Here is a 25,045-nt window from a genome sequence, read left to right as displayed (position 1 = left end):
AAAGATGAACGACACTTCACGCCTGCGCGCCGACCGGGTCCGCCTCGGCTACAAGGGCACCACGATCAGCGACCAGCTGTCGGTGGATATCCCGGACGGCAAGTTCACGGTGATCATCGGCCCGAACGCGTGCGGCAAGTCCACGCTGCTGCGCGCGCTGGCCCGGCTGCTCACCCCCGAGTCGGGGACCGTGCTGCTCGACGGCAAACCGATCAGTTCCTACCCGGCGAAGCAGGTGGCCAGGCAGATCGGTCTGCTGCCCCAGACCTCCACCGCGCCGGACGGCATCCGGGTCGCCGATCTCGTTGCCCGCGGCCGCTATCCGCATCAGACGCTGCTGCGGCAGTGGTCGAAGGCCGATGAGGAAGCCGTCACCTCGGCGATGGCGGCGACCGGTGTCACCGAGTTATCGGCGCGGATGGTCGACGAGCTGTCGGGCGGTCAGCGCCAGCGGGTGTGGATCGCGATGGTGCTCGCCCAGGACACCCCGCTGATCCTGCTCGACGAGCCGACGACCTACCTCGACATCGCCTATCAGATCCAGTTGCTCGATCTGTGCCGGTCACTGAACCGCGAATCCGGGCGGACCGTCGTGGCCGTGTTGCACGACCTCAACCACGCCTTCCGCTACGCCGATCACCTCGTAGCCATGCGCGACGGGCGGGTGGTCGCGACGGGTGCGCCCGCCGACATCGTGACCGCCGAGCTCGTCGACGAGGTCTTCTCGTTGCGGTGCCGCATCGTCGACGACCCGGAAACCGTTACGCCACTGGTGATTCCGCTGGCGCAGGATGCCGCCAAGGTGCGCTAGAGCTGCGGCGATGCGGCAGCCGAACATAGGTATTCCACAATTAGTTAAGTTAGGCTAACCTAACTGATTGTGAATGTGACGAGTGAGGGAGTTGCCGTGACAGATGGTCTCGAGTTGCCGCTGACCGGACCGCAGCTCGGCATCTGGAACGCCCAGCGCTTCGACCCCGAGTCCGGGCGCTACCTGGTCGGCGAGGTCCTGGAGATCACCGGGGACGCGCCGATCGATGTCGACCTGCTGAGCGAGGCGATCCGTCGCACCGTCACCGAGGCCGAGAACATGCGGCTGCGGTTCACCGAAACAGCCGACGGGCCAAGGCAATTCGTGAGCGATGCCGAAGCGGTGCTGCGACCGACCGTCGATCTACGGGCGGCTGCGGAGCCGCTGGCTCTGGCCTACGAGGCTGTCGCGCTGGAGCGCGAGCAGGCCGCGCAACGGTGCCGAGGCATGGTCGACCGGCAGCTGTACAACTACACGCTGATCCGGATCTCCGACTGCGTGGTCTGGTGCGTGCAGCTCTACCACCACCTCATCGTCGACGGTTACAGCGCGGCGCTGCTCTCGCGCCGAGTCGCCGCCCACTACACCTCCCTCCGACGCGGAACACCCTCGCCGAAACAAACTTTCGGAACCATCGCCGAGCTGGTCGCCGAGGAGCAGGCCTATCGGGCAGGCCCCGAATTCGAGGCCGACCGCGCCTACTGGCGCGACCAGCTCACACCGTGGCCCGATCTCGACGGCCGCGGTCGCCACCTGGGCGGTGCGGTCGAGCGGACGATCCGCGCCGAGGCCATCCTGTCCACCGAACTGCTCGCGGCACTGCGCGAGAGCGCCGAACGGCACGGCATCACGTGGGCCGACGCGCTCGTCGCCTGCTACGCCGCGTTCCTGCACCGCCAACTCGGCACCGCCGATGTGGTGGTCTCGATGCTGCTGATGGGCCGGGTCGGCCGCGCCGCCCTGCGCACACCGGCCATGGCGGTGAACGTGCTGCCCCTGCGGGTCACGGTGAGCGCGGGCGACCGGCTCGGTGAGCTGGGCCCCCGCATCGCCGACATCCTGCGCGAGGTCCGCAAGCACCAGCGCTACAGCGGCGACGACCTCGCCCGCGACTTCCACGGCCACGGCGCGGGCGAACTCCTGCACGGGATCGGCATCAACCTCAAGGTCTTCGACTTCACCCTCGATTTCGACGGTGCGCGTGGCGTGCTGCGCAATGTGGCGGGCGGGCCCCCGGAGGACCTGGGGCTGACCGTCACTCCGCTGCCCGACGGCACGGTGCTGCTCGGATTCGAATCCGACGCGCGAACCAACGACGCGGACACGGTGTGCGGGCGGGTCGCCGGGTTGGTCCGGGTGATCGAGTCTTTCACCGGGTCGGACAAGATCGCGGTGGGTGCGCTCGAACTGCTCGATCCCGCCGAGCGCACGCGGCTGCTGGCCGCGCGCTCGACAACAATGCAGTTCCCGGACAACGAAACCCGGGCTCTTCACGACGAGCCGTCGGTCGCGACGATCCCCGACCTTCTCGAACACGTGCTCGCCGAGCAACCGGATGCCGTGGTGCTGAGTTCGGCTCAAACCGAGTACACCGCCGCTGAACTTCGACTCCGGGTGAACCGGCTCGCGCGGTTCCTGCGCGGGGCCGGGGTCGGGCCGGATGCGATCGTCGGCCTCGCGCTACCCCGCGATGTGGAATTCGTCGTCGCGTTGCTCGCCGTCTGGCGCGCCGGTGGCGCCTATCTGCCCCTGGATCCGGAACATCCGGTCGCCCGGCTGCGAGCGACGATCGCGGACGCGGGCCCCGCTGTGGTGCTCAGTGCCGGTGAGTTGGCGGCCCAGCTCGGTGCCGACGCCGTCGCGATCGACGACGCCGGCTTCCGTGCGCGGCTCGACGACCACGCGGACACCGACTTCGCGCTCGCGGTGAGGCCCGAGCACGCGGCCTACGTCATCTACACCTCGGGCTCGACCGGTCAGCCGAAAGGTGTTGTCGTACAGCACGGCTCCCTGGCCGCACTCGTCGCCGCACACCGCGCCGGGATCCACAGCGCCGCCGCCGGCCGCGTGGGCGACCGTCAGCTGACCATCGCGCACACCACCTCCTTCGCCTTCGACGCCTCGCTCGACCCACTGCTGTGGATGACCGCCGGACATCGGATCCACGTGTACGACAGCGATACCCGGCGTGACCCGGCCGCCCTGGTCGAGGCTTTCGCCCGGGACGGCATCGACGTCGTCGACGGCACTCCGTCGTTGGTCGCCGCCCTGCTCGAACACGGCTTGACCAGCGAACTACCGTCGCCGGCACAGTCGAGCCCGGTCGGCCGGAAGTCGGCGACAGCGAGCACCGAGGCGATCCGGAAGATCTCGACAGCGACGGATCTCGCGAGCGCCGACAGCGCCGATGAGACAGCGCGCCCGCCGCTGACGCTGGTGATCGGCGGCGATGCGTGCTCGGCGGAGCTATGGGGCGCGATCGATCGTGGCGGGTTCGCGGCGGTCAATCTGTACGGCCCGACCGAGGCGACGGTGGATGTGATCGGGGCACCGATCGATGGCGCTGGTCCACGGATCGGGATGCCGGTCGCGGGCTCGCGGGCTCACCTGTTGGACAACGGATTGCAGATCGTCGCCGACGGTCAGGTCGGCGAGCTGTATCTGGCCGGTCCGCAGATCGCGCGGGGCTATCTCGGCCGGTTCGCCACTACCGCACAGTCTTTCGTCGCCGATCCGTACGGCCCGCCGGGAGCGCGGATGTACCGCACCGGCGACCGGGCGCGCTGGGTGCCCGGGCTCGGCTACGAATACCTGGGCCGGGTCGACAATCAGGTGAAGATCCGCGGCCACCGCGTCGAACTCGGTGATGTGGCGGCGGCACTCGAAGGTCTGACCGAAATCCGCACCTCGGCAGCCGATATCCGGGATATCGCCGGGCGCCCTACCCTGATCGGCTACGTCGTCGCCGCGACCGGCGACCTCGATACCTCGGCCGCACGTACCCGCCTGGCCGACCTGGTCCCCGAGCACATGGTGCCGGCTCGACTCGTCGTCCTCGACGCCCTGCCCACCACCGTCAACGGCAAACTCGACCGCACGGCGCTACCGGACCCCGCGACCGACGAGTCCGGACGCGCACCGGCCACCGACGCCGAACATGCTGTCCACCAGGCGATCTCGAGGACGCTCGGCCTCGACACCGTCAGCATGGACGACGACTTCTTCGCCGTCGGCGGCGACAGCATCACCGCCATCACCGTCAGCAGCGGCCTGCGCGCCGAGGGCCTCACCCTCCTGCCCCAGCAACTACTGACCCGGCGCAGCCTCGCCGCGCTGGCCGCGGAGGCGGCGCCCGAGCCGCAACATCCCACGACCGCCGTGGGATTCGAGTCGCCGGCCGCTGTCTCGTCGCCGCTCCCGACAGCGCCCGGTCGCCTGATCGCAGCGCTCACGCAGAGCGACCTGGACGAGTTCGGCGCTACCTACGGACCGGTCGCCGATGTGCTCCCGCTGTCGCCCCTGCAGGAGGGATTGCTGTTCCACGCACTGCGCGACGGCGCCGACGACGTGTACACGATGACGGCCCGCTTCACCCTCGACGGCGCCGTCGATCCGGAGCGCATGGGTGCGGCGTTCGCGAGCATGCTGCGGCGGCATCCGAACCTCGGCGCGGCGTTCAGTTATGAACAGTTCGACCAGCCGGTGCAGATCGTTCCGCGGGCACCGGGCGTCTCGTGGCAGGTCGAGGATCTGCGCGAGTCACCTGATCCCGCAGCGCAAGCACGGCTTTCGGTGCGGCGCGCCGGCGCCGCACCGTTCGACATCGATCGACCGCCGCTGATCCGCGGCCTCCTGATCCGCCTCACCGACACCTCGCACTGGCTGGTTCTGATCGCCCATCACCTCCTGGCCGACGGCTGGTCGGTACCGACAATGGTCCGGGAAACCCTCGCCCTCTACACCGGCGAGACCCTCCCGGCCCCCGCCTACTTCGGCGACTACCTCACCTGGCTCACCACCCGCGACACCACCGCGACCCTGCACTGGTGGACCGAAAACCTCACCGGCCTGCGCGCACCGACCCTGCTCGCCGCCACCCCTACATCCGCAACCGATCCGGCCGCGTTCGCACCGGGCGGTGCCGGAGCACCGGCGCCCGCCGTCTCGACGCCGGAGCCGACCACGAACGGCGGAGGAGCACCGCACCCGGCGGATTCGGCGACGGCCCAGCGACAGCGTCCGGTCGGCCTGCGGGTTCCGCTCGCCGCCGACGTGGCGACGGCCTTGGCCGAGAACGCCCGGCGGCACGGGCTGACCGTGAACACCGTGCTGCAGGGCGCGTGGGCGATGGTGCTCGCGGATCACTTCGGGCGCACCGATGTGGTGTTCGGGACCGTGGTTTCCGGGCGTCCCGCTGATCTCGCCGGAGTCGGCGGAATGGTCGGATTGTTCAGCAATACCGTGCCCGTGCGGGTGTCGCTCGGGGCTGGTCGGCCGGTGACCGAGCAGTTCGGGGAGTTGCAGCAGACCTCGTTCGACGGCCAGGCCCGGGGATACCTCGGGTTGGCCACCATCGAGCGGGCGCTGGGATTCGGGCGGCTGTTCGATTCGCTCGTCGTGTTCCAGAACTTCCCGAAAGCCGGTCTGTTGCAGCCCGATCCCGGTGGGGTTCAGGTGGTGGACGTCGATGTCGACGGGCTGACCGACTTCCCGGTCACGGTGACCGCGTTGCCCGGCGCCGAGTTCGCGCTGATGTTGCACCACGATGTGGTCGCAGTGCCCGGCCCGGTCGCCACGCGGCTCAGTGATCGCCTCGGCGCCGTATTGTCCACGCTGGCCGCCGATCTCGACGGTTCCGTCGAGGAAGCCATGGCTGCCGCGATGCCGTCGGAAACACACGGCAGCACGCTGGCCGACTGGTCGGTGACGGCGACGATCTCCGCCGATGCGCCGGCCGTCACCGCGAACGGCGTGACGCTCTCGTTCGGTGAATTCGACAGCCGGGTCCATCGGCTCGCGCGCTGGCTCATCGACGAGGGCGTTCGGCCCGAAACTGTGGTCGCGGTGGCGATGACGCGGGGGATCGAGTCGATCGTCGCCGCGCACGCGGTGTGCCGGGCGGGCGGGGTCTACCTGCCGCTGGATCCCCACAGTCCCGCGCAGCGCGCCGACAGGATCCTCGCAACATCGCGCGCGGCGCTGGTTCTCACCACCGCGGCCGACAACTTCACGACCGATCGCGCATCCGTGGCACAGGTCGAAGCATTGGATCTGTCCGATTTCGCCGATACCTCGGTCTCCGACCTCGACCGACTCGCGCCCTTGCTCCCCCGCAATGCCGCGTACCTGCTGTTCACCTCGGGCTCCACCGGCGAACCCAAGGGCGTGAGCGTCTCCCACCAGGCCATCACCAGCACCTTCGAGTGGATGCAGCGACGGCACCGGTTCGGCGCGGGCGACACCGTCTTGTACCGCACCGCGGCGACGTTCGACGCCTCCCTGCTCGAGCTGTTCCTGCCGCTGCTGGTCGGTGCGCGCGTCGTGGCGGCACCGGTGTCGGGTCGACTCGACCGCGACCCGCACTACCTGGCCGACCTGATGTCGACCGAGCGGGTCGGCATGGTCCAGCTCACCTCGTCGATGCTCACCGTGCTCGCCGAGGAAGCCGACCTGAGCGGCTGCACCGCGCTGCGCTGCGTGATCACCGGCGGCGAACCGCTACCGCCGCCGACCGCGGAGCGGATCAGAGCCCTCACCGGCGCCCGCGTCCACAACCTGTACGGGCCCACCGAGGCCGCGGTGTGTATCACCCACCACGAGACCTCCGGCGCCGACCGCGGCAATGTCCCGATCGGTCTGCCCGCCGGCGGTGCCGATGTGCGTGTCCTCGATACCGAGCTGCGCCCGGTCGCGGTCGGTGTGATCGGCGAGTTGTATCTCACGGGAACGCAATTGGCGCGCGGATACCTCGCCCGCCCGGCCCGGACCGCGGGTTCGTTCGTCGCCGACCCGCTGGGACACGGCGAACGCATGTACCGCACCGGCGATCTCGTGAGCTGGGGCCCGCACGGCGAACTCGACTACGTGGGCCGCGCCGACAGTCAGGTGAAGCTGCGCGGGCAACGCATCGAACTCGGCGAAATCGAAGCGGCCCTGCTGAGTTGCCCGGGCGTGGCCCACTCCGCGGTGATCCTGCGCGAGGACACCCCGGGCGATCAACGCCTCGCGGCCTACCTGGTCGCCAAGGCGGACACCGACATCGACATCGCCACCGTCCGTTCCGGCCTACGAGCACGGGTGCCCGCCTACATGGTCCCCGCCGCGTTCGTCGTCCTCGACCACATCCCCCGCACGACGAGCGAGAAGATCGATCGCAAGGCCCTGCCGGTCCCGAACTACGCGGTCAACGCTGCCGAGAACCCCACGGCCACATCGAGTAACGCCGGGTCGGCTTCTGACATCCCCGTGCCGGCGGCTGCCCCACACGACCCGCAGGATTCGCCGAGCGCCCGCGATCTGATCGCCGACACCTCCACGACCCGCGAGCCAGGCAGCGACTCCGCGCACGCTGAGCGGGCACACCGCGCGGCAACTGATCACCGCAGCGCGATCTCCACCGCGACCAGCACCGGCCATAGCCAAGCCACCGACCTGGTCCGCACCATCCGCACGGCGATGGCCGCCGTGCTCTCCACCACCGACATCGCTGCCGACGCCGATTTCTTCGAGGCGGGCGGCCACTCGCTCACCGCCGTTCGGGTGATGGGCAGGCTCCGGCGCGCAGGGCTCGCGGTCGTCCTCGACGATGTCTTCGAAGCACCGACACCACGAGCACTCGCCAACCGGATCGCTCAGAACAACAACAACTCTCGAACGGGCGATGCGGAAAACACGGATGCCTGGGGTTCGCGACTCGACCATGTCCTCGAACTCCGCACCACCGGTTCGCGCGATCCACTGTTCTGCGTTCACCCCGTCGGCGGCACCGCCTGGCAGTTCGGCCCCCTCGCGAAACTCCTGCGAGCCGACCGCCCGATCATCGGCCTACAGCTACCGACCCTGAGCGACAACACCTTCCGTGCCGAGACCATCGACGACCTGGCCGCCCACTACGTGTCGACCATCCGCCGAATCCAACCGCACGGCCCCTACCACCTGCTCGGCTACTCCCTCGGCGGCACCATCGCCCACGCCATGGCCGCCGCGCTGACGGCGGCGGGCGAGCAAGTCGCGTTCACGGGATTGGTCGACGCCTTCGCCCTGTCCGATCTCACCGAACAGGCCACCCGCGCACTCACCGACCCCGCCGATCTGGACCAGCTGCTCCCCGAAATCCCGGATGACGCACCAGAACTGGCTACCAAGCTGCGCGACGCCGCGAGCACCCTGCTCGGCCTGGTCACCGCGTCCGCCGCGGCCGACTACGACGGCCCGATGGCGCTCTACGCCGCCGACACCGGAACCACACCGGGCCGCACCGAGGCGCAACTGGCGGGCTGGCAGTCCGCACGAGCCCGGCTCGTGGTGCGCCGACTGCCCTACTCCCACTTCGAGATCGTGTCGCCCACCGGCTGGGCCGAGGTCGCGGCACTTCTCGACACAGACCCGGTGATCGGCGGCTGAGCATGCAGCGCACCGCTTTTCACCGTTCGAAAAGAAAGATGAGGACAACCCCTTCCATGTTCACCACACGATCATCGGGCAGGCTCCGCGCCACCCTCGCCCTGCTGGTTCTCGCGCTGATCGCAGCGCTCACCGGCTGCAGCACCTCGTCGGGCGACACCGCCGCACCCAGCGGCCCCCGCGAGGTCCAGACTCCGAAGGGCCCGGTCTCCGTCCCCGCGGATCCGCAGCGCATCGTGGTGCTCAACGGCACCCTGGCCGGCTACCTCTACGACCTCGAGGCGCCGGTCGTCGCCGCCGACCCGCGGCTGCTCGGCGTCGCCAGCAAGCCGGGTGAGTTCCCGTCCGGCTGGGCCGAGGACGCGGCGAAGCAGGGCACCAAGGCCCTGCCCACCGGTGAGAACATCAACCTGGAGTTCATCGCCGCCCAGCGCCCCGACCTGATCATCGGCGGCGGCCAGGGCTACCCGGCGCAGCAGTCGGTGAACGCCTACGACCAGCTCAGCGCGATCGCCCCGACCGTGCTGGTGCCGACCGAGACCACCTACTGGCAGGACCAGCTGCGGGTGATCGCCGACGTGGTCGGCAAGCCGTCCAAGGTCGACCAGCTGATCACCAACTACAAGGACAAGCTGGCCAAGGCCAAGGCCGCCATCAAGGCGCCCGCGGGCAACACCGTCATCATGCAGTCGCTCAAGAGCCAGAAGCCGACCGCGTTCGTGCCCACCGCCGCACTGCCCACGCTGCTGTCGGAGGTCGGGTTCACCCTCGACCAGCAGCTCGAAGCCAAGGCGGGCAACCCCGCTCGTGAAGGCAGCGCCGACTTCATCAGCTTCAGCCCGGAGCTGCTGAACACCGCCGTCGACGCGCCCGTGCTGTTCATGATCCCGCTCAACGGCGGCCGGAGCCTGGCCGAGCTGCGGGCCGACCCGATGTACGCGTCGCTGCCCTCGTTCAAGGCGAACACGGTCTTCGAGCTGCCCGCCACCAGCTCGCGTCCTGACTACCGCACGGTCATGACCACGCTCGATCTGCTCGTGGAACGCTTCAAGTGACAGCGGTCGGCGGCCTGCTCATCGACATCAGCCCGCTGCGGACCTCGCGTCCGTTCCGGTGCGCGTTCGCGGCGCGGCTGGTGTCGGTGCTGGGGCTCGGGCTGCTCATGGTGGCCCTGCCGTTGCAGGTCTATCAACTGACCGGGTCGACCCTGCAGGTCGCCGGCATCGCGACGACCACCGCGGCCGCGTTGTTCGTCGGCAGCCTCGCGGGCGGTGTGATCGCCGACCGTTATGACCGGCGCAACGTGATCCAATGGTCGCGCAGCGCAGCCGGTTTCGGATTCCTGATCCTCGGTATCAACGCGGTGCTGCCGGATCCGATGCTGTCGGTGATCTATCTGGCCGCCGTCATCGACGGACTCGCGGGCGGCGTCAGCGGCTCCGCGTTGATGGCTCTTGTCCCGATGCTGGTCGGTCGCGAGAAGATCGCGGCGGCGGGCGCTTTGACCGCGCTCACCACTGACCTCGGGACCATGATCACGCCCGCGATCGCCGGTGTGCTCGTCGCACAGGCGGGGGTGTCGGTCGCGTTCTTCCTGTGCGCGGGCGCCACCGTCGCCACGGTCGGGTTGATCACCGCGATCGGGCCCGCGCCGCCGCCGGCCCGCGCCCTGCAGAACCCGGTGCGCGAGCTGGCGATCGGCATTCGATTCGCGGTGCAGCACAAAACCATTCGCATCATCCTGCTCACCGGCTTGCTCGCCATGCTGGTCAGCGGCCCGCTGGTGCTGCTACCCGCCTTCGCCGAAGTCGAACTCGGCGCCGGCCCCGGCACCCTCGGCCTGCTCTACGCCGCGCCGGGCGCTGGCGCCGTGATCGGCTCGCTCACCAGCGGCTGGATGAGCCGCACCCGCTACAACGGGCTCGCCCTGCTGATCTCGCTCGCCCTCATGCCGCTGGGCGTGATCGCCGCCGGGCTGTGGTCACACGCGGCGCTGGTGTTCCTCGGCCTGGCCGGATTCGGCCTGGCCAGGGCGGTGAACATCGTGTTGCGCTACACCCTGCTGCAACAGCAGGCGCCCGAGGAACTGCGCGGCCGGATGGCCGGACTTCTCATGGTGCAGTCGGTGACCGGCACCGCGATCGGTTCGATGGCCGCCGGATTCGTCGGCCAATTCTTCGCACCGGGTTCCGCGCTCGTGTTCTACGGCGTCGCGGTCCTGGTTCTCACCGGCGTGGTGGCGCTTGCCGCCGGGCCGCTGCACGGAAAGGAACAGCAGTGACAGATCGCAGTGGCTACGCCGCGCGCATCGCCGAGGTGCTCGCCAGTGAGCACGGCGCGAAGGTCCCGTATCCGATCGGATTGCAGGAAGTGGAGGTGATCCGCACGGTCGCGGTCGGGGCCGGGCTGCTCCGGATCACCTTCGGCGGGCCCGATATCGCGTCCTTCCACAGCTATGTGCCGGATGAGCATGTGCGCCTGGTCTTTCCGTGCGAGGACGGGGTACTGCGACTGCCCGCGCGCGACGGTCAGTCACTCGAGTGGGGCAACCCGCGCCCGGTGTCGCGCGAGTACACCGTGCGCCGCCACAGCGTCGCCGACAACGAACTCGACATCGATTTCGCGATCCACCCCGGCGGCTTGGCCTCGGAGTGGGCGAGCGCGGCGACCCCGGGCACCAAGATCCACATCGCGGGCCCTCCCGGTGGCGTCGTCGTCCCGGAGTCCTACGACCGGTTCCTCTTCGTCGGTGACATCACCGCGCTGCCCGCCATCGCGCGCTGGCTGGAACGACTGCGGCGGACCGCGCAGGGCTGGGCGTTCATCGAGGTGACCGGACCAGAGGAAGAGATCGAGATCGATGCGCCCGCGGGTATCGAGGTGCGCTGGCTGCACCGCGGCGACCTCGAGCCGGGCACCGGTGACGCACTGGAGAAGGCCGTACGTGGCGTGGAAGTGGCTGCCGGACAGCGGGTCTACGCCTGGGTCGCCGGTGAGGCCGGCTGTCTGCGCGGCATTCGCAAGGTGGTGCGCGGCGAACTCGGGATCGGGCCGAAGGACTCACTGATCGCCGGCTACTGGAAGCGCGGCGTCGCCGACTTCGATCGAGAGGAATGAGCGATGACCGACGAACAAGTCATCACGGATGTGGCAACGGCGCTCGGCGTCGACCGCTCGGAACTGGCCACCGACACCGACCTGCTCGATGCGGGCCTGGACTCGGTTCGCATCATGTCGCTCGTGGAGAAATGGCGGTCGGCCGGACATGCAGACATCGACTTTCCCACGCTCGCAGGTGATCCCGTGCTCGGGTCGTGGATCGAACTGCTGGCCTGATCGCGCTGTCCGGATCCGGGCCCGCGGTGGCAGTACGGCTGTGCCACCGCGGGCCCGGCGCGATGTCGTGGGCCTCGTCAGCGAGAACCCTCCACCCGCGCTGGGCCGGTGCCTGTCAGCTGCCGTGCGCACCATCGGCGAGCGCCTGCCGCAGATCCTTGCGGCTGGTCTTGCCGACCCCGGTTTCCGGGAATTCGTCGACGACCACGACCGTGTCGGGCATCTTCCACGCCGCCACGCCGCGCGAGCGGACGAACTTGCGCACCGAGATCAGCGTGGGCCGCTGCGCCGGGTCGATCGGCTGAACGAACGCGCAAATCCGCTGACCCAGAACCGGATCCGGCGTGCCGACGATGACAGCGTCGCGAACCGCGGGATGTTCGAGCAGGTGCGCCTCGAGCTCTTCGGCCGATACCTTCTCGCCGCCCCGGTTCACCCAGTCACCCGCGCGGCCCGCGACCACGAGATTGCCGTCCGGGCGCACGGACACGATGTCGCCGGTGCGGTACCAGCCGTCGGCGGTGAAGCTGCGGGCATCGGCGTCGGGATTGTCGTAGTAGCCGCGAATGGTGTACGGGCCCTGCGTGATCAGGTTGCCGGTAGAGCCCGGCGCCACCTCGGCGCCGTTGTCGTCGACGACGGCGAGCTGGTCGTACTCCGACATCGGGCGACCCTGCGTGCTGACCACCACGTCGATCGGGTCGTCGAGCCGCGTGTAGCAGACCAGCCCCTCGGCCATGCCGAACACCTGTTGCAAGGTCACACCGAGCGCGGGACCGATCCGGCGGGCGAGCTCGTCCTGGCACCGCGCCCCACCCACCTGGAGTACCCGCAGACTGGACAGATCCGCGGTCTCGCCTGCCTCGGCGCGCTCGGTCCACAGCCGCGCCAGCGGGGGGACCAGACCCGTGATGGTGACGCCGAATCGCTCGATCAGCGGAAAGGCCGTCGCCGGAGTCGGGTCGGGCGTCATCGCCACCGCGCCACCCGCCCACAGCGCACCGAGGATGCCCGGCGAACTCATCGGGAAGTTGTGCGCGACCGGCAGCGTCGCGAGATAGACAGTGGCGCTGTCGAGCTCACAGATCTCGGCGCTGCGGCGCACGCTGTACAGGTAGTCGTCGTGGGTACGCGCGATGAGCTTCGGGATACCCGTACTCCCGCCGGACAGTTGCAGGAACGCCACATCGCTCGGCGACGGGCCCGCCAATTCGGTAGGGGTGTCCCGGAATTCGTCGATGTCGTGCGCGTCACCGGGCAGCGACGGGCAGTCGACCAGCACCAGGTGGCGCAGACTCTCGACCTCGCCGCGCACCTCGGCGGCCAGCGCCGCGTAGTCGAAACGCTGGTGCGTGCCGCAGGTGATCATGGCCTTCGCCCCGGCGGCCTCGGCGATCGGCACCAGCTCGGCCTTGCGATGGGCGGGCAGACAGAACACCGGCAGCGCACCGAGCTTGAACAGCGCGAAGATCGCCTCGACGAATTCCGCGCGGTTGGGCAGCTGCACCAGCACCCGGTCACCGGGCGCGATGCCGAGGCGGGCCAAACCGGTGGCGAGCGAGCGGGAACGATGCTCGAGTTCGGCGTAGGTCCAGCTGTTCGCGTCGTCCAGGACCGCGATCCGGTCCGGCGCCGCGACCGCGCGCGCGGTGAGCACGTCGCCGAATGTCTCACCGGTCCAACAGTTCTGCTCTCGATATCGTTGTGCCAGCTCAGCGGGCCACGGAGTGAATCCGGGGAGCACGGGATCGGTCAAGTCGAGCACCTCTTTCCAGCGGATCTTCGAAGTTCCTCGCCGGAAGCTGTAAGGGAAGCTAACCAACCGACGATGAAATCAGGTTAGGCTAACCTCATGCATAGTGGTGAGTCCAGAGGGCGAATCGTCGTCGTGACCGGCGCCGCCGGGGGAATCGGCGCCGCGGTCGCCGCCCGTTTCGCCGGCGAGGCGGGAGTTCTCTCGCTGTGGGATCGCGACCCCGCCGTCCACAAGGTCGCCGCCGAACTCACGGCACGATCCGCTCATGGCGTCGAACTGGATATCAGCGACGGCGCCGAAGTACAGGCCGCCTTCGACCGTCTCACCACGGAATTCGGAACACCCGATGTCGTCGTGCACGCGGCCGGGCTCATGGTCGGCGGCTCCGCACTCGAACTCGACCCACAGGAGTGGGCACGCTGCCTGACCGTCAACGCCACCGGCACGATGCTGATCACCCAGCGCGCGGCCGCCGAGATGGTCCGCGCCGGTCGTGGCGCGATCGTGGTCGTCTCCTCGAACGCGGCCGCCACGCCACGCGTCGCCATGGCCGCCTACGGCGCCGCCAAGGCCGCCGCCACCGCGTTCACCCGCTCGCTGGCCCTGCAAGTCGCGCCGCTCGGCGTGCGGGTGAACCTGGTCTCGCCCGGTTCCACCGATACCCCGATGCTGCGTGAGATGTTCGGCGGCACCGTCGACGACGCGGCCGAGCATGCGCTGCTCGACGGCGATCCGAGTGCCTACCGCCTCGGAATTCCGTTGCGCCGCATCGCCACTCCCGCCGATATCGCGGGCTCAGTCCACTTCCTGGCGTCCGAGGACGCCCGCCACATCACGATGCACGACCTGCGGGTCGACGGTGGCGCAACGCTCGACATGTGACCGAGAGGAATGATCACCATCAGTACCGACAGCTCAGACCCCGCTTTCCTGCTGTCCCGTCCGCAGCGGACCGTGTCCGCCACCGCGGGCGGGACCGTCTTCCGCTCGGCACACGACGCGATCACCGCGCTGCGCAGCGGCCGGATCAGCCACATCGTCGGCGCGCTACCGTTCACCCCCGGCGCTCCGACCGCGCTGTGGGCGCCGGATTCGGTGACGATCACCGAGGCGCCGCACCAACCCGGTTCGCGGGCGCTGCCCCGCTTCGAACTCGATGCCGCGCTGCCCGCGCCGGAGGAACACCGCCAGCGCGTCGCCACCGCAGTCGAACTGCTCGGCAATCCCGCGCATCCGTTGCGAAAGGTGGTGCTGGCCCGCGCTGTTCGCGCTCGGACGACGACACCTGTTCGAGCACTGGATATCCTGGACCTGATGGTCGCCTCGGACCCGATGTCCAACGGGTTCCTGGTCGACCTCTCCGCCGCGGGCGGACGCTATCCCGGCCGACACCTGGTCGGCTCCAGCCCCGAGATCCTGATACGCCGCAACGGAAGTCAGATCCTGAGCCACCCACTGGCAGGCTCGGCCCGGCGAATCCTCGACGACAGCGGCGCCGACCGCACCGCCGCCGACGCACTGCTCGCCTCCACCAAAGACCATGCCGAGCACCGCTTCGTGACCGACCAGGTTTCCGCCGTGCTGCGTGACCGGTGCGCCGAAGTACAGACTCCCGCACCGGAACTCACGGCCACACCGGCGATGTGGCATCTGGGCACGCCGATCACCGCGACAGTCCCGCTCGCCGGACCGTCGGCGCTGGAGCTGGCAGTAGCACTGCACCCGACCCCCGCGATCTGCGGCACGCCCACCGCGGCGGCCGCCCGCGTGATCGCCGAACTCGAGGGCGAACGCGGCTTCTACGCCGGTGCGGTCGGCTGGTGCGACGCCGACGGCAACGGTGAGTGGATGGTGAGCATCCGCTGTGCCGAGCTGTCCGCCGACGGCACCACCCTGCTCGCGCACGCGGGCGGCGGGATCGTCGCCGCCTCCGACCCTGCCGCCGAATTGGCCGAGACCACCGGCAAATTCCAGCGCATCCTCGGGCCGCTCGGTATCGCCGACCTGCCCGTCACCGTCGGCTGACCCCGCCGACCCAACGCTCAACGGAGACTCCCCATGCCCATTCCCCCGATCGCGCCCTATCCCATGCCGACCGCGGACGAGTTCACCGCCGACCAGGTCGACTGGACCGCCGAGGCCGGCCGCAGCGCACTGCTGATCCACGACATGCAGCAGTACTTCCTCGACGCCTACGATCTCTACCGCGATCCCGCGCGCACCCTCATCGCCAACATCGCCACCCTGCGCGATCACTGCCACCGGTTCGACATCCCGGTCATCTACACGATGCAACCCGGCGACCAGCATCCGTCACGGCGCGGGATACTCGCCGACTTCTGGGGCACCGGCATGTCCGAGGGCGCCGATACCGAGGTGATCAACGCCATCGCCCCCGACCCACAGGACATCCAGGTCACCAAGTGGCGCTACTCCGCCTTCCAACGCACCGATCTGCGTGAGCTACTCGGCTACTACGGTCGCGATCAGCTCCTCATCACCGGCGTCTACACCCACATGGGCTGCATGCTCAGTGCCGCGGAGGCGTTCATGGGCGACGTGCGCCCCTTCCTCGTCCACGATGCCACCGCCGACTTCAGCCGCGACGAACACATCATGGCGCTGAACTACGTCGCTCGCCGTTGCGGTGCCGTCACCAGCACCGACGAGCTGATCCGTCAGCTCGACACCACAAACGTGGAATCCACCGAACGCCGATCCGCCTGATCGGTACCGACAAAAGGCCCTGCCGTTGCGATGAACGGCAGGGCCTTTTGCCCGCCGAGTCACCCCTGAACCTGCCCCAAAGAAGAAGGAACACCGTTCATGTCAGTTCATCGAATGACGGCGCGCATGCGTGCCGCCGTCGCGCTCCTGATCGTCGCGGTGGCCGCGACGGCAGCGGGCTGCGGCAGCTCCACTGCCGACCAGGCCGCCGGCACCGGCACTCGCCAGGTGGAAACCGCCAAGGGCCTCGTCACAGTGCCCGCCGACCCGCAGCGCATCGTGGTCCTCAACGGCGCTCTCGCCGGATACCTCTTCGACCTGGACGCCAAGGTGAAAGCCGCGGATCCGCGCATTCTGGGCATCACGCTGAAGCCCGGCGAGTTCCCCCCGTCCTGGGCGGCGGATGCCGCGGAACAGGGCACCGAGGCAGTGCCCTCCGGTGACGACCTGAACCTGGAGTTCATCGCCGCCCAGCGGCCGGACCTGATCATCGGCGGCGGGCCCGGATACCCCGGCATGCAGTCGATCAAGAACTACGACAAGCTCACGGCCGTCGCGCCCACCGCGCTCGTACCCTCCGACGCCGCCAACTGGCAGGACCAGTTGAAGTCGGTGGCCCACATCGTGAACCGCCCCGACAAGGTGGACAGCATGATCACCACCTACAACGACAAGGTCGCGAAGGTGAAGTCCGGCATGAAGCTGCCACAGGGCGCGACGGCCGTGATGCAGTCCCAATCGGACGGCAAGCCCATCCTGCTGGCCCCCAACACCCCGCTGGCCACACTGCTCGCCGAGGTCGGATTCACCATCGACGACAAGATCGAAGCGAAGGCGGGCAACCCGCCCCGGCCCGCGGCAGCCGACTGGGTGACCTTCAGCCCCGAACTACTGAGTACCGTCGTCGACGCTCCGGTGCTGTTCGTGATCTCGGTCGACAACGGCCGCGATATCGCCCAGCTGAAGGCAGATCCGGCGCTCGCGATACTGCCTGCCTTCCAGAAGAGTCAGGTCTACGAGCTGCCCGCGGACAGCAAGCGGCCGGACTACCGGGTTGCCATGGCGACCCTCGACCTGTTGGCGCAGCGCTTCCAGTGAGACAGCCGTCGGCGGCCTGCTGATCTAGCGCGCCGACGAAGCCCAGGGCTCGGTGGCCAGCACCGTCTGGTCGTCGACGCGATCACCTGCCTGCTCGGCGGAGTGGGTGATCGAAGTCGGGATCTTGGGAAACGCGTGGGCATGGTGGCGCCCGATCCAGGTGAGCAGCTCCTCACGGACCGCACAGCGCAGGGTCCACGCGTCGTCGGCATCGGCGGCCGACATCGTCGCACGGACGACGATGTCGGTCGGCGTGCTGTCGGTCACCAGCAGATTCCAGTTGCGCCCGTCCCATTCCCGGCACTCGCGCAGGTAGGTGTGCAGATGCTCGCGCAGCGCGGGTACCGGGGTGCTGTGGTCGAGGTGCAGCAGCACTGTGCCGGTGACCTGCGAGCCGCCCCGCGACCAGTTCTCGTAGGGTTGGCTGTTGAAGTAGGACACCGGCATGGTGAGCCTGCGGTCGTCCCAGATCCGCACGGTCAGGAAGGCCAGGGTGATCTCCTCGACAGTTCCCCACTCCCCTTCCACGACAACGGTATCGCCGATCTTGACCGAGTCGCCGAAGGCGATCTGCAACCCGGCCATGAGATTGCTCAACGTCGACTGGGCGGCGACACCGACGATGATGCCGATCACGCCCGCCGAGGCCAGCATCGACGTGCCGAGGGTCCGCAGACTCGGGAACAGCAGCAGGATGGCCACCGCGGCGGTGGTGACCACCAGCACCGAAGTGACGATGCGACGCACCAGTCCGAGCTGGGTGCGCAACTGGCGCACGCGCGAAACCTCGCTGGCGCGTTGGGCATAGCGGCCCAGCAGGCTTTCGGCCACCACATCGGTGGCCCGGATGACCAACCACACCGCGGCGATGATGGCCGCCGTCGCCAGGAAGCTCCGGATCACCACGTCCTGGCGCAGGTCGAGCTCGGCGAGCGGATAGACCGCGTGCAAGGTGACCGTCCCGAGCAGAATCTGCAGCGGCAGTTGCAGTCGCCGCAGCGATGGCAGATGGACGCTGGGACTGCGGCGCGCCGCGTAGCGCAGCACACGCTCTACCAGCAAACCCACCGACACCGTGATCGCCGCCGTAGCGAGCAGCACGATGATCGGCCGTAATATCTCCTCCACGAGATCGAACTCCTCCCGTTGTCGGCATGCCTCAGCTGCGGCATACCCACACCCGCCGGCCACAGACATGACCGTCTGATTGCGAGTCGTGGAGTCGGCACAACGACAAGAGGCTCCGCTGTTCGGCGCGAACAGCGGAGCCTCTTGCGGTTGTCTTCGGCTGTCTTACAGCGCTTTCAGTTCCTCGGTGACCGCACCGACGGACTTCTTCGCATCACCGAACAGCATCGAGGTGTGGTCGGCGTAGAACAGCGGGTTGTCGATACCGGCGAAGCCGGAGTTCATCGAGCGCTTCAGCACGATGACGCTCTTGGCCTGGTCGACATTGAGCACCGGCATGCCGTAGATCGGGCTCGACTTGTCGTCGCGGGCCGCCGGGTTGGTGACGTCGTTGGCGCCGATGACCAGGACCACATCGGTACGGTTGAACTCACCGTTGATGTCGTCCATTTCCTTCATCGCGTCGTAGGACACCTCGGCCTCGGCCAGCAGCACGTTCATGTGACCGGGCATGCGACCGGCGACCGGGTGGATCGCGTACTTGACCTCGACACCCTTGCCCTCGAGCAGCAGCGCCATCTCCTTGACCGCGTGCTGGGCCTGCGCCACGGCCATGCCGTAGCCCGGGACCACGATCACCTGGTTGGCGTAGGCCATCTGGATCGCGGCGTCGGCGGCGGAGGTGGCCTTCGCCGTCTTGGCCTCACCGTCACCCGAACCTGCGACCGCGCCGCCGCCACCGAAGCCACCGGCCACGATCGCGGGGATGGAGCGGTTCATGGCCTTGGCCATCAGGTTGGTGAGGATGGTGCCCGAGGCGCCGACGATCATGCCCGCGACGATCATCGCGGTGTTGTTCAGCGCCAGACCGGCGGCCGCGGCCGACAGACCGGTGAGAGCGTTGAGCAGCGAGATCACGACCGGCATGTCCGCGCCGCCGATGGGCAGCACGACCATCAGGCCGAGCACACCGGCGAGCACGAGCAGGCCGATCATCCACAGCTGCGAGACGCCACCGTTGTCGGCGCCGAGGCCGATCACGACGGCGCACACGATCGCGCCGACGAGCAGGATCAGGTTCAGCGGCTGCTGTAGGCGACCGACGCTGATCGGCTTGCCGGACAGGAGTTCCTGCAGCTTGGCGAAGGCGATGATCGAGCCCCAGAAGGAGACCGAGCCGATCACCGCGGCGAACAGCGAACCGATGATGATGTGGATGGTCGGTTCCTCGTGCAGCTGCGAAAAGCCCGCGCTGTCGACGAATTCGGCCCACGCGATCAACGCGACGGTGCCACCACCGACACCGTTGAACGCCGCGACCAGCTGCGGCATCTCGGTCATCTTGGTGCGGATGGCGGGCGGAACACCCAGTGCCACACCGACGATCAGACCGGCGGCGATGAGAATCCAGTTGAGCAGGGCCGCGTGGCGCACCGAGATCAAGGTGGCGACCACCGCGATACCCATACCGACAGCGGCGATCTGGTTGCCGCGCACCGCGGTCTTCGGGCCGGTCAGGCCCATCAGGCCGTAGATGAACATGGAGAAGGCCACGATGTAGAGGCCGTTGACCAGGTAGGTCATGTTGTCGACTGCGTGCATCACTCGGCCGCCTTCTTCTTACCCTTGAACATGCCGAGCATGCGGTCGGTGACCACGAAGCCACCGATGACGTTCAGTGTTCCGAACACCACCGCGACGAACAGGATCACCTGTACGAGCAGCGAGGGGTCCTTCACATTGCCCAGGGTGACCAGCGCACCGAGCACGACGATGCCGTGAATGGCGTTGGTGCCCGACATCAGCGGGGTGTGCAGGGTGTTGGGCACCTTCGAGATCACCGCGAAGCCGACGAAGCCGGACAGCACGAGGATCGCGATATTGGCGAGCAGTTCGGTGTACATCAGGCTTCCACCTCACGGGTGACGCAGGAATCCGCCAGGACCTGATCCTCGAAGTCGGGGGCGAGCTTGCCGTCGACCAGCATCAGTTCCAGCAGCGCCGAAATGTTCTTCGAGTACAGCTCGGAAGCGTGCTCGGGCATCGTGGCGGGCAGGTTCAGCGGCGAGGCGATGGTCACCTCGTGCTTGACCACGACCTCGCCGGGCTCGGTGAGCTCACAGTTGCCACCGGTCTCCCCGGCCAGGTCGACGATCACGCTGCCGGGCTTCATGCCCTCGACAGCGGCCGCGGTGACCAGGCGGGGTGCGGGGCGACCCGGCACCAGCGCGGTGGTGATCACGACGTCGAAGCCCTTGATGGCGTCTTCGAGCGCCTGCTGCTGCTGAGCCTTCTCCTCGTCGGTGAGTTCGCGGGCGTACCCACCCTCACCGGCGGCGTCGATCCCCAGATCCAGCCACTGCGCACCGACCGAGCGCACCTGATCGGCGACCTCGGGACGCACGTCGTAACCGGTGGTCCGCCCGCCGAGACGCTTGGCCGTGGCCAGCGCCTGCAGACCGGCGACGCCGACACCGAGCACCAGCACGGTGGCCGGCTTCACGGTGCCCGCGGCGGTGGTGAGCATCGGGAAGAACCGGGTCGACTCCGACGCGGCGAGCAGCACGGCCTTGTACCCGGCCACGTTCGCCTGCGAGGACAACGCGTCCATCACCTGCGCGCGCGAGATACGCGGAATCGCCTCGACGGCGAACGCCTGCACACCGGCGGAGCGCAGCGCGCCGATCTGATTCTCGGCATTGCGCGGCGCCAGGAAACCGATCAGGGTCTGCCCGGAGGACAGCTTGCCCACCTCGGCATCACTGGGCGGGGCGACCTTGACGACGACCTCGGCCGACCAGGGGTCACCGATGGTCGCGCCTGCCTCTACATAGGCAGCGTCGGGAATGAGAGCGCCGAGGCCGGCACCGGCTTCCACGATCACCTCGACACCCTGCTTGGACAGGGCGGGGATGATCTTGGGCACCAATGCGACTCGCCGCTCACCCGGGCCGGACTCGCGAACGACTCCGACACGCGCTCCGCGCGGCGAACCCTCGCCCACGTTTTGCGTTGTCTCCACTAGTCAGACTTCCTTTTCGTGCTGGCTTCGAGCCTGGGAACAACGGGGCGCCGAAGTTACCTGTGAGTAAGTTCGACTGAAATCCTGGCAACTGTACTCGGCTCGCGGTGAGCCTAGCGGAGATGCCCGTCACAACGGAGAACTGGACTGACGACCACAAAACGGACACCGCGGCCCTCGTCAGCAGTGACAACCAGCTCCCGGCCCGGCGGACACCGGCCGGTGCCCACACCGAGATTCGTCACCGCAGGTGGGGACATGCAAGAGCGCACATCCACGTCGGTTACTTACCTCGACGTCCGACTCCAGGCCGGGCACCCGCGTATCCGGCGAGACGTGATGCGCGTCATGGTAGCGACCGGTTCGGGCTGTTGCGCGACCCAGATCACACCGTAGGGTCGAGGCCGTGAACGACTGCGCCTTCTGTCGGATCGTGGCGGGTGCCGCACCGGCAACCATGGTCTACTCCGATGACGCGGTCTGCGCGTTCCTCGACATCCGTCCCATCACCCGTGGCCATACCCTGATCGTTCCCAAGGTCCACGCGACCGAACTCGACGATCTCGACCCCGACCTCGGCGCCCGGATCTTCCGCACCGGCCACCGTCTGGCCCGTGCCCTGCGCCTGAGCGGGCTCGCGAGCGACGGTGCCAACCTCATCCTCAACGACGGCACCGCCGCGTTCCAGACCGTCGGCCACGTCCACCTGCACGTGGTCCCGCGCAAGCACGGTGACAAACTCACCTTCGCCAAGGGTTTCCTCTTGCGTCGCCCGCACGAACCGAATTCGACCGCAGCGGCGATCCGCGCCGGCCTCACCGCGCTCGACCAGAGCGAAGCAGAAGGAGCACAGGGATGATCGAGACGCCGGGGCGCGAACAACTCACCGACCTGCTCGCCGAGCAGTGGGAAGCCATCGCGCTGCTGGTCACCGACCTCGACGAAAAGGCTTGGCGCCGAACGTCTCCGCTGCCCGGCTGGACCCTGTTCGACGTGGTCGCGCACGTGATCGGCACCGAGTCGTGGTTACTCGGCGAGACACCGCCGCCGCACGATCCCCTGCGTCCCAAGACCGACGTGCGAACCCTGCCGCATGTGCGCAACGAAGTGGCCGTGCTCAACGAGATCTGGGTCGACCGGTTGCGCCCACTCTCCGGGAAACGGCTGCTCGCGCTGTTCGACGAGACCACCGAACGTCGCCGGGCGGCACTGGCCGCCATGGACGACGACGCCTGGCAGGCGCCGACCGTCTCACCGGTGGGTCAGGTCCCCTACGGGCGGTTCATGCGGGTGCGGCTGTTCGATTGCTGGATGCACGAACTCGACCTCGCCGACGGGATCGGGCGCAGCGTGCCCGAGGGTGGCGCGCGGGCCGAGGCCGCGTTCACCGAACTGACCCTCGGTCTCGGCCGTGCGGTGGTGAAAGGCGCCAAGGCGCCGGATGGTTCGCTGATCACGCTGGACCTGACCGGTCCGGTGACCCGGCAGGTACACCTGTCGGTCGCCGGTGGGCGCGGGTCGGTTCTCGACGAGGTTTCCGAAGAGCCGACCACCGTGATCCGCGTGGACTCCGGGCTTTTCGCGCGACTGCGCGGCGGGCGCACCACCGCCGACCGGCACCCCGGCGAAGTCGTCGTCGAGGGTGATACCGCGCTCGGTGAGCGGCTCGTACAGAATCTGGCGTTCACTATCTGATGCGACTCTTCCTGGCGTCCTACAGATTCGGCGGTTTCGCCGATCGGCTCGTCGGGCTCGTCGGCGCGCCGGGACGCGTCGCGGTGATTCCGAACGCGTGTGACGCGTGGCCCGATGCCTGGTCGGCGGCGGTGACGAGCGATGTGAAACTGCTGGAGCAACAGGGCTATTCGCCGGACGTGCTGGATCTGCGCGAGTACGCCGGGCAACCGGAGCGGCTGGAACGGCACCTGCGCGGGTTCCCGATGGTCTGGGTGCGCGGCGGCAACACGTTCGTGCTCCGCGCCCAATTCGCCCGCAGCGGAGCCGATTCCGTGCTGCCCGCGTTGTTGCGCGAGGATGTGCTGGTCTACGCGGGCTACAGCGCGGGCGCGTGCCTGCTCGGACCCGACCTGCACGGGCTGGAAACCATGGACGACCCCGCCGAGGTACTACCCACCACCGGCATCGAACCACGGTGGGACGGACTGGGTGTGGTCGATCGTCGCCTGATCGTCCACCTGGACTCCCCCACCGACCCGGATGGCGACTCCGCCGCGATGCTGGCCCACTGCGTCGCCCAGGGCATCCCGCACTGGGCGCTCACCGACGACGACGTGGTCCTGGTCGACGGCGATCGCACCGAGGTGCTCCGGGGTTGACTCCGCCGGCACACCGACGCGCGATCACGCGGCGGTCGTCGCCGTCACCGCCGACCGGCGGCGGAAGACGAGCCAGCGCATCGCGCAGTACATGTACACGGCCTCACAACCGCCCGCGAGCAACCTGGCCAGGTGATACTCCAGGCCGAGCGCGGTGAGACCCGAGCCGACGCCGAGGATGAACGCCAGGTAGTTCACCACGACCACCACCACATACACCGCGGCTTGCTTGCCCATCGGCGCGTGGGAGTGGAAGTTGAAGGTGCGATTGAGCAGGAAGCTCAGCCCGAACGCCACGATGTAGGCGAGGGTGATCGACAGCCAGACGGGCAAGCCGAAACCGCCGTGCAGCAGTGTGAGCAACAGCAGGTCGACACCGAAGGTGAAGCTGTTGATCAGCGCGAAGCCGAGGAACGTCGCGGGCACATACCGGTCGAGCCCCCACGGCAGCCGGGCGACGACCGCCGCACACCAACGGGTGAACCGGTCGGCCACCGATTCGGTGACGCTCGCCTGATGCTGCACGCGGCCAGCCTGCCAGCGGCAGATGAAGTCAGGGTGAGCAACCGGCAAACGGGTGGGCCGAGCGGCTAGCGGCTGACCGCCGCGATCGGGCGAGTATCGAACGAGGCCCACGCGGCGAGGCAGCGACGGCGGGTGAGCTCATCGGCCTCGGCGAGCAGAGCGTCACGCAGCAACGCGGGGTCGGCTGCCCAGCGTGCGGCGATCTCGGCCAGCGCACGGACATCGAACATCCCGGTCGACTCCAGCGCGGACAGCCATTCGTGATGTGCGCCGGTGTGCACACGACGCATCACCTCGGTGTCGATGCCCGCGTCGGCGAACTCCGCGGCCAGCAGAGCACCCACCAGCTCGCCGCGGTCCTGCGGTTCCTTCATCATCGCCAGTCCTCCCTACGAAAAGCGGTGCGGCGCAACAACGTCGCATGATCGATGCGCGCGGCGCGCACCCGTGGAGCAGAACTCGAAACACGCTGGGCGGCGAGGCGATTCACCGTCGAACACACCCTGTCAGGGCATTGTGACGGATTGGACGGCGTATATACCAACGGGGCGCGCCAGATCACATCGATGCGCGGATTTCCTTGTTCGGGCCCACATCACATCCGGTCGATCACCAGGCATTCTTCTGCCCCGGCGTGGTTCACGTGCGCGCCCGGTGCGCGATCGACCAGGACGAACTGCCCG

Annotated in this window: 20 protein-coding genes; 13 read left to right on the top strand and 7 right to left on the bottom strand. The window is 68.5% G+C overall.

What is annotated here, in order from left to right:
* Nucleotides 1-4: 4 nt before the first annotated feature.
* The 6 genes from ACFQ9R_RS30335 (at nucleotide 5) to ACFQ9R_RS30310 (ending at nucleotide 11,770) form a co-directional block, all read left to right on the top strand.
* Nucleotides 5-811 (top strand): ABC transporter ATP-binding protein, encoded by an 807-nt coding sequence (locus ACFQ9R_RS30335; protein WP_378995470.1) that lies wholly within the window; start codon nucleotides 5-7, stop codon nucleotides 809-811.
* A 96-nt stretch (nucleotides 812-907) separates the two neighbouring features.
* Entirely contained in the window at nucleotides 908-8,434 is a 7,527-nt protein-coding gene (locus ACFQ9R_RS30330; RefSeq protein WP_378995468.1) for an amino acid adenylation domain-containing protein, read from the top strand.
* Nucleotides 8,435-8,490: 56 nt separating this feature from the next.
* Entirely contained in the window at nucleotides 8,491-9,489 is a 999-nt protein-coding gene (locus tag ACFQ9R_RS30325; protein WP_378635651.1) for an ABC transporter substrate-binding protein, read from the top strand.
* The gene (gene entS, locus ACFQ9R_RS30320) at nucleotides 9,486-10,715 is read left to right on the top strand and encodes an enterobactin transporter EntS (protein ID WP_378995466.1); all 1,230 of its coding nucleotides are present in this window, start codon (nucleotides 9,486-9,488) and stop codon (nucleotides 10,713-10,715) included. Before ACFQ9R_RS30325 ends, entS begins: the two co-directional genes overlap by 4 nt.
* Entirely contained in the window at nucleotides 10,712-11,551 is an 840-nt protein-coding gene (locus ACFQ9R_RS30315; protein WP_378995464.1) for a siderophore-interacting protein, read from the top strand. The genes entS and ACFQ9R_RS30315 overlap by 4 nt, the downstream gene beginning before the upstream one ends.
* Before the next feature lie 3 nt (nucleotides 11,552-11,554).
* Nucleotides 11,555-11,770 carry a phosphopantetheine-binding protein gene (locus ACFQ9R_RS30310; RefSeq protein WP_358061797.1) on the top strand — a complete coding sequence of 72 codons (216 nt, stop codon included), beginning with the start codon at nucleotides 11,555-11,557 and terminating at the stop codon, nucleotides 11,768-11,770.
* A 115-nt stretch (nucleotides 11,771-11,885) separates the two neighbouring features.
* Here the strand turns inward: ACFQ9R_RS30310 and ACFQ9R_RS30305 are convergent, their stop codons facing one another.
* On the bottom strand, nucleotides 11,886-13,535 hold the full coding sequence (locus ACFQ9R_RS30305; RefSeq protein WP_378995461.1) for a (2,3-dihydroxybenzoyl)adenylate synthase: 1,650 nt from the start codon (nucleotides 13,533-13,535) through the stop codon (nucleotides 11,886-11,888).
* Nucleotides 13,536-13,622: 87 nt separating this feature from the next.
* Here ACFQ9R_RS30305 and ACFQ9R_RS30300 point away from each other — a divergent pair, with 87 nt between their 5' ends.
* The 4 genes from ACFQ9R_RS30300 (at nucleotide 13,623) to ACFQ9R_RS30285 (ending at nucleotide 17,351) form a co-directional block, all read left to right on the top strand.
* The gene (locus tag ACFQ9R_RS30300) at nucleotides 13,623-14,408 is read left to right on the top strand and encodes an SDR family oxidoreductase (protein ID WP_378995459.1); all 786 of its coding nucleotides are present in this window, start codon (nucleotides 13,623-13,625) and stop codon (nucleotides 14,406-14,408) included.
* 9 nt (nucleotides 14,409-14,417) lie between these two features.
* Nucleotides 14,418-15,551: an isochorismate synthase MenF gene (locus ACFQ9R_RS30295; protein WP_378995457.1), complete on the top strand. Its 1,134-nt coding sequence runs from the start codon at nucleotides 14,418-14,420 to the stop codon at nucleotides 15,549-15,551.
* A gap of 33 nt (nucleotides 15,552-15,584) precedes the next feature.
* Nucleotides 15,585-16,253 carry an isochorismatase family protein gene (locus ACFQ9R_RS30290; RefSeq protein WP_378995455.1) on the top strand — a complete coding sequence of 223 codons (669 nt, stop codon included), beginning with the start codon at nucleotides 15,585-15,587 and terminating at the stop codon, nucleotides 16,251-16,253.
* 99 nt (nucleotides 16,254-16,352) lie between these two features.
* Entirely contained in the window at nucleotides 16,353-17,351 is a 999-nt protein-coding gene (locus tag ACFQ9R_RS30285; RefSeq protein ID WP_378995452.1) for an ABC transporter substrate-binding protein, read from the top strand.
* A 24-nt stretch (nucleotides 17,352-17,375) separates the two neighbouring features.
* On the opposite strand, the gene ACFQ9R_RS30280 is transcribed toward ACFQ9R_RS30285, so the two are convergent.
* The 4 genes from ACFQ9R_RS30280 to ACFQ9R_RS30265 form a co-directional block, all read right to left on the bottom strand.
* A complete protein-coding gene (locus ACFQ9R_RS30280; protein ID WP_378995450.1) occupies nucleotides 17,376-18,479 on the bottom strand; it encodes a mechanosensitive ion channel family protein in 1,104 nt (367 codons plus the stop codon).
* Between the two features lie 165 nt (nucleotides 18,480-18,644).
* Nucleotides 18,645-20,063, bottom strand: coding sequence for an NAD(P)(+) transhydrogenase (Re/Si-specific) subunit beta (locus tag ACFQ9R_RS30275; protein ID WP_378995500.1), 1,419 nt, complete (start codon nucleotides 20,061-20,063; stop codon nucleotides 18,645-18,647).
* Nucleotides 20,064-20,080: 17 nt separating this feature from the next.
* Nucleotides 20,081-20,383, bottom strand: coding sequence for an NAD(P) transhydrogenase subunit alpha (locus tag ACFQ9R_RS30270; protein ID WP_056818017.1), 303 nt, complete (start codon nucleotides 20,381-20,383; stop codon nucleotides 20,081-20,083).
* Nucleotides 20,383-21,501: a Re/Si-specific NAD(P)(+) transhydrogenase subunit alpha gene (locus ACFQ9R_RS30265; RefSeq protein ID WP_378995448.1), complete on the bottom strand. Its 1,119-nt coding sequence runs from the start codon at nucleotides 21,499-21,501 to the stop codon at nucleotides 20,383-20,385. Before ACFQ9R_RS30265 ends, ACFQ9R_RS30270 begins: the two co-directional genes overlap by 1 nt.
* Before the next feature lie 406 nt (nucleotides 21,502-21,907).
* On the opposite strand from ACFQ9R_RS30265, the gene ACFQ9R_RS30260 reads away from it, so the two are divergent.
* The 3 genes from ACFQ9R_RS30260 to ACFQ9R_RS30250 are packed head-to-tail and all read left to right on the top strand — an operon-like array spanning nucleotide 21,908 to nucleotide 23,837.
* Nucleotides 21,908-22,360 carry an HIT family protein gene (locus ACFQ9R_RS30260; protein ID WP_378995446.1) on the top strand — a complete coding sequence of 151 codons (453 nt, stop codon included), beginning with the start codon at nucleotides 21,908-21,910 and terminating at the stop codon, nucleotides 22,358-22,360.
* A complete protein-coding gene (locus ACFQ9R_RS30255; protein ID WP_378995444.1) occupies nucleotides 22,357-23,196 on the top strand; it encodes a maleylpyruvate isomerase N-terminal domain-containing protein in 840 nt (279 codons plus the stop codon). The genes ACFQ9R_RS30260 and ACFQ9R_RS30255 overlap by 4 nt, the downstream gene beginning before the upstream one ends.
* Complete coding sequence (locus ACFQ9R_RS30250) at nucleotides 23,196-23,837, top strand: Type 1 glutamine amidotransferase-like domain-containing protein (protein WP_378995442.1); 642 nt, start codon at nucleotides 23,196-23,198, stop codon at nucleotides 23,835-23,837. The genes ACFQ9R_RS30255 and ACFQ9R_RS30250 overlap by 1 nt, the downstream gene beginning before the upstream one ends.
* Nucleotides 23,838-23,861: 24 nt before the next feature.
* On the opposite strand, the gene ACFQ9R_RS30245 is transcribed toward ACFQ9R_RS30250, so the two are convergent.
* The gene (locus ACFQ9R_RS30245) at nucleotides 23,862-24,362 is read right to left on the bottom strand and encodes a GtrA family protein (RefSeq protein WP_378995440.1); all 501 of its coding nucleotides are present in this window, start codon (nucleotides 24,360-24,362) and stop codon (nucleotides 23,862-23,864) included.
* A 65-nt stretch (nucleotides 24,363-24,427) separates the two neighbouring features.
* Nucleotides 24,428-24,739 (bottom strand): hypothetical protein, encoded by a 312-nt coding sequence (locus ACFQ9R_RS30240; RefSeq protein WP_378995438.1) that lies wholly within the window; start codon nucleotides 24,737-24,739, stop codon nucleotides 24,428-24,430.
* Nucleotides 24,740-25,045: the final 306 nt, after the last annotated feature.

Source organism: Nocardia sp. NPDC056541, from assembly GCF_042794235.1.
Lineage (GTDB): Bacteria > Actinomycetota > Actinomycetes > Mycobacteriales > Mycobacteriaceae > Nocardia.
This window is presented reverse-complemented; position numbering and strand designations above follow the sequence as displayed.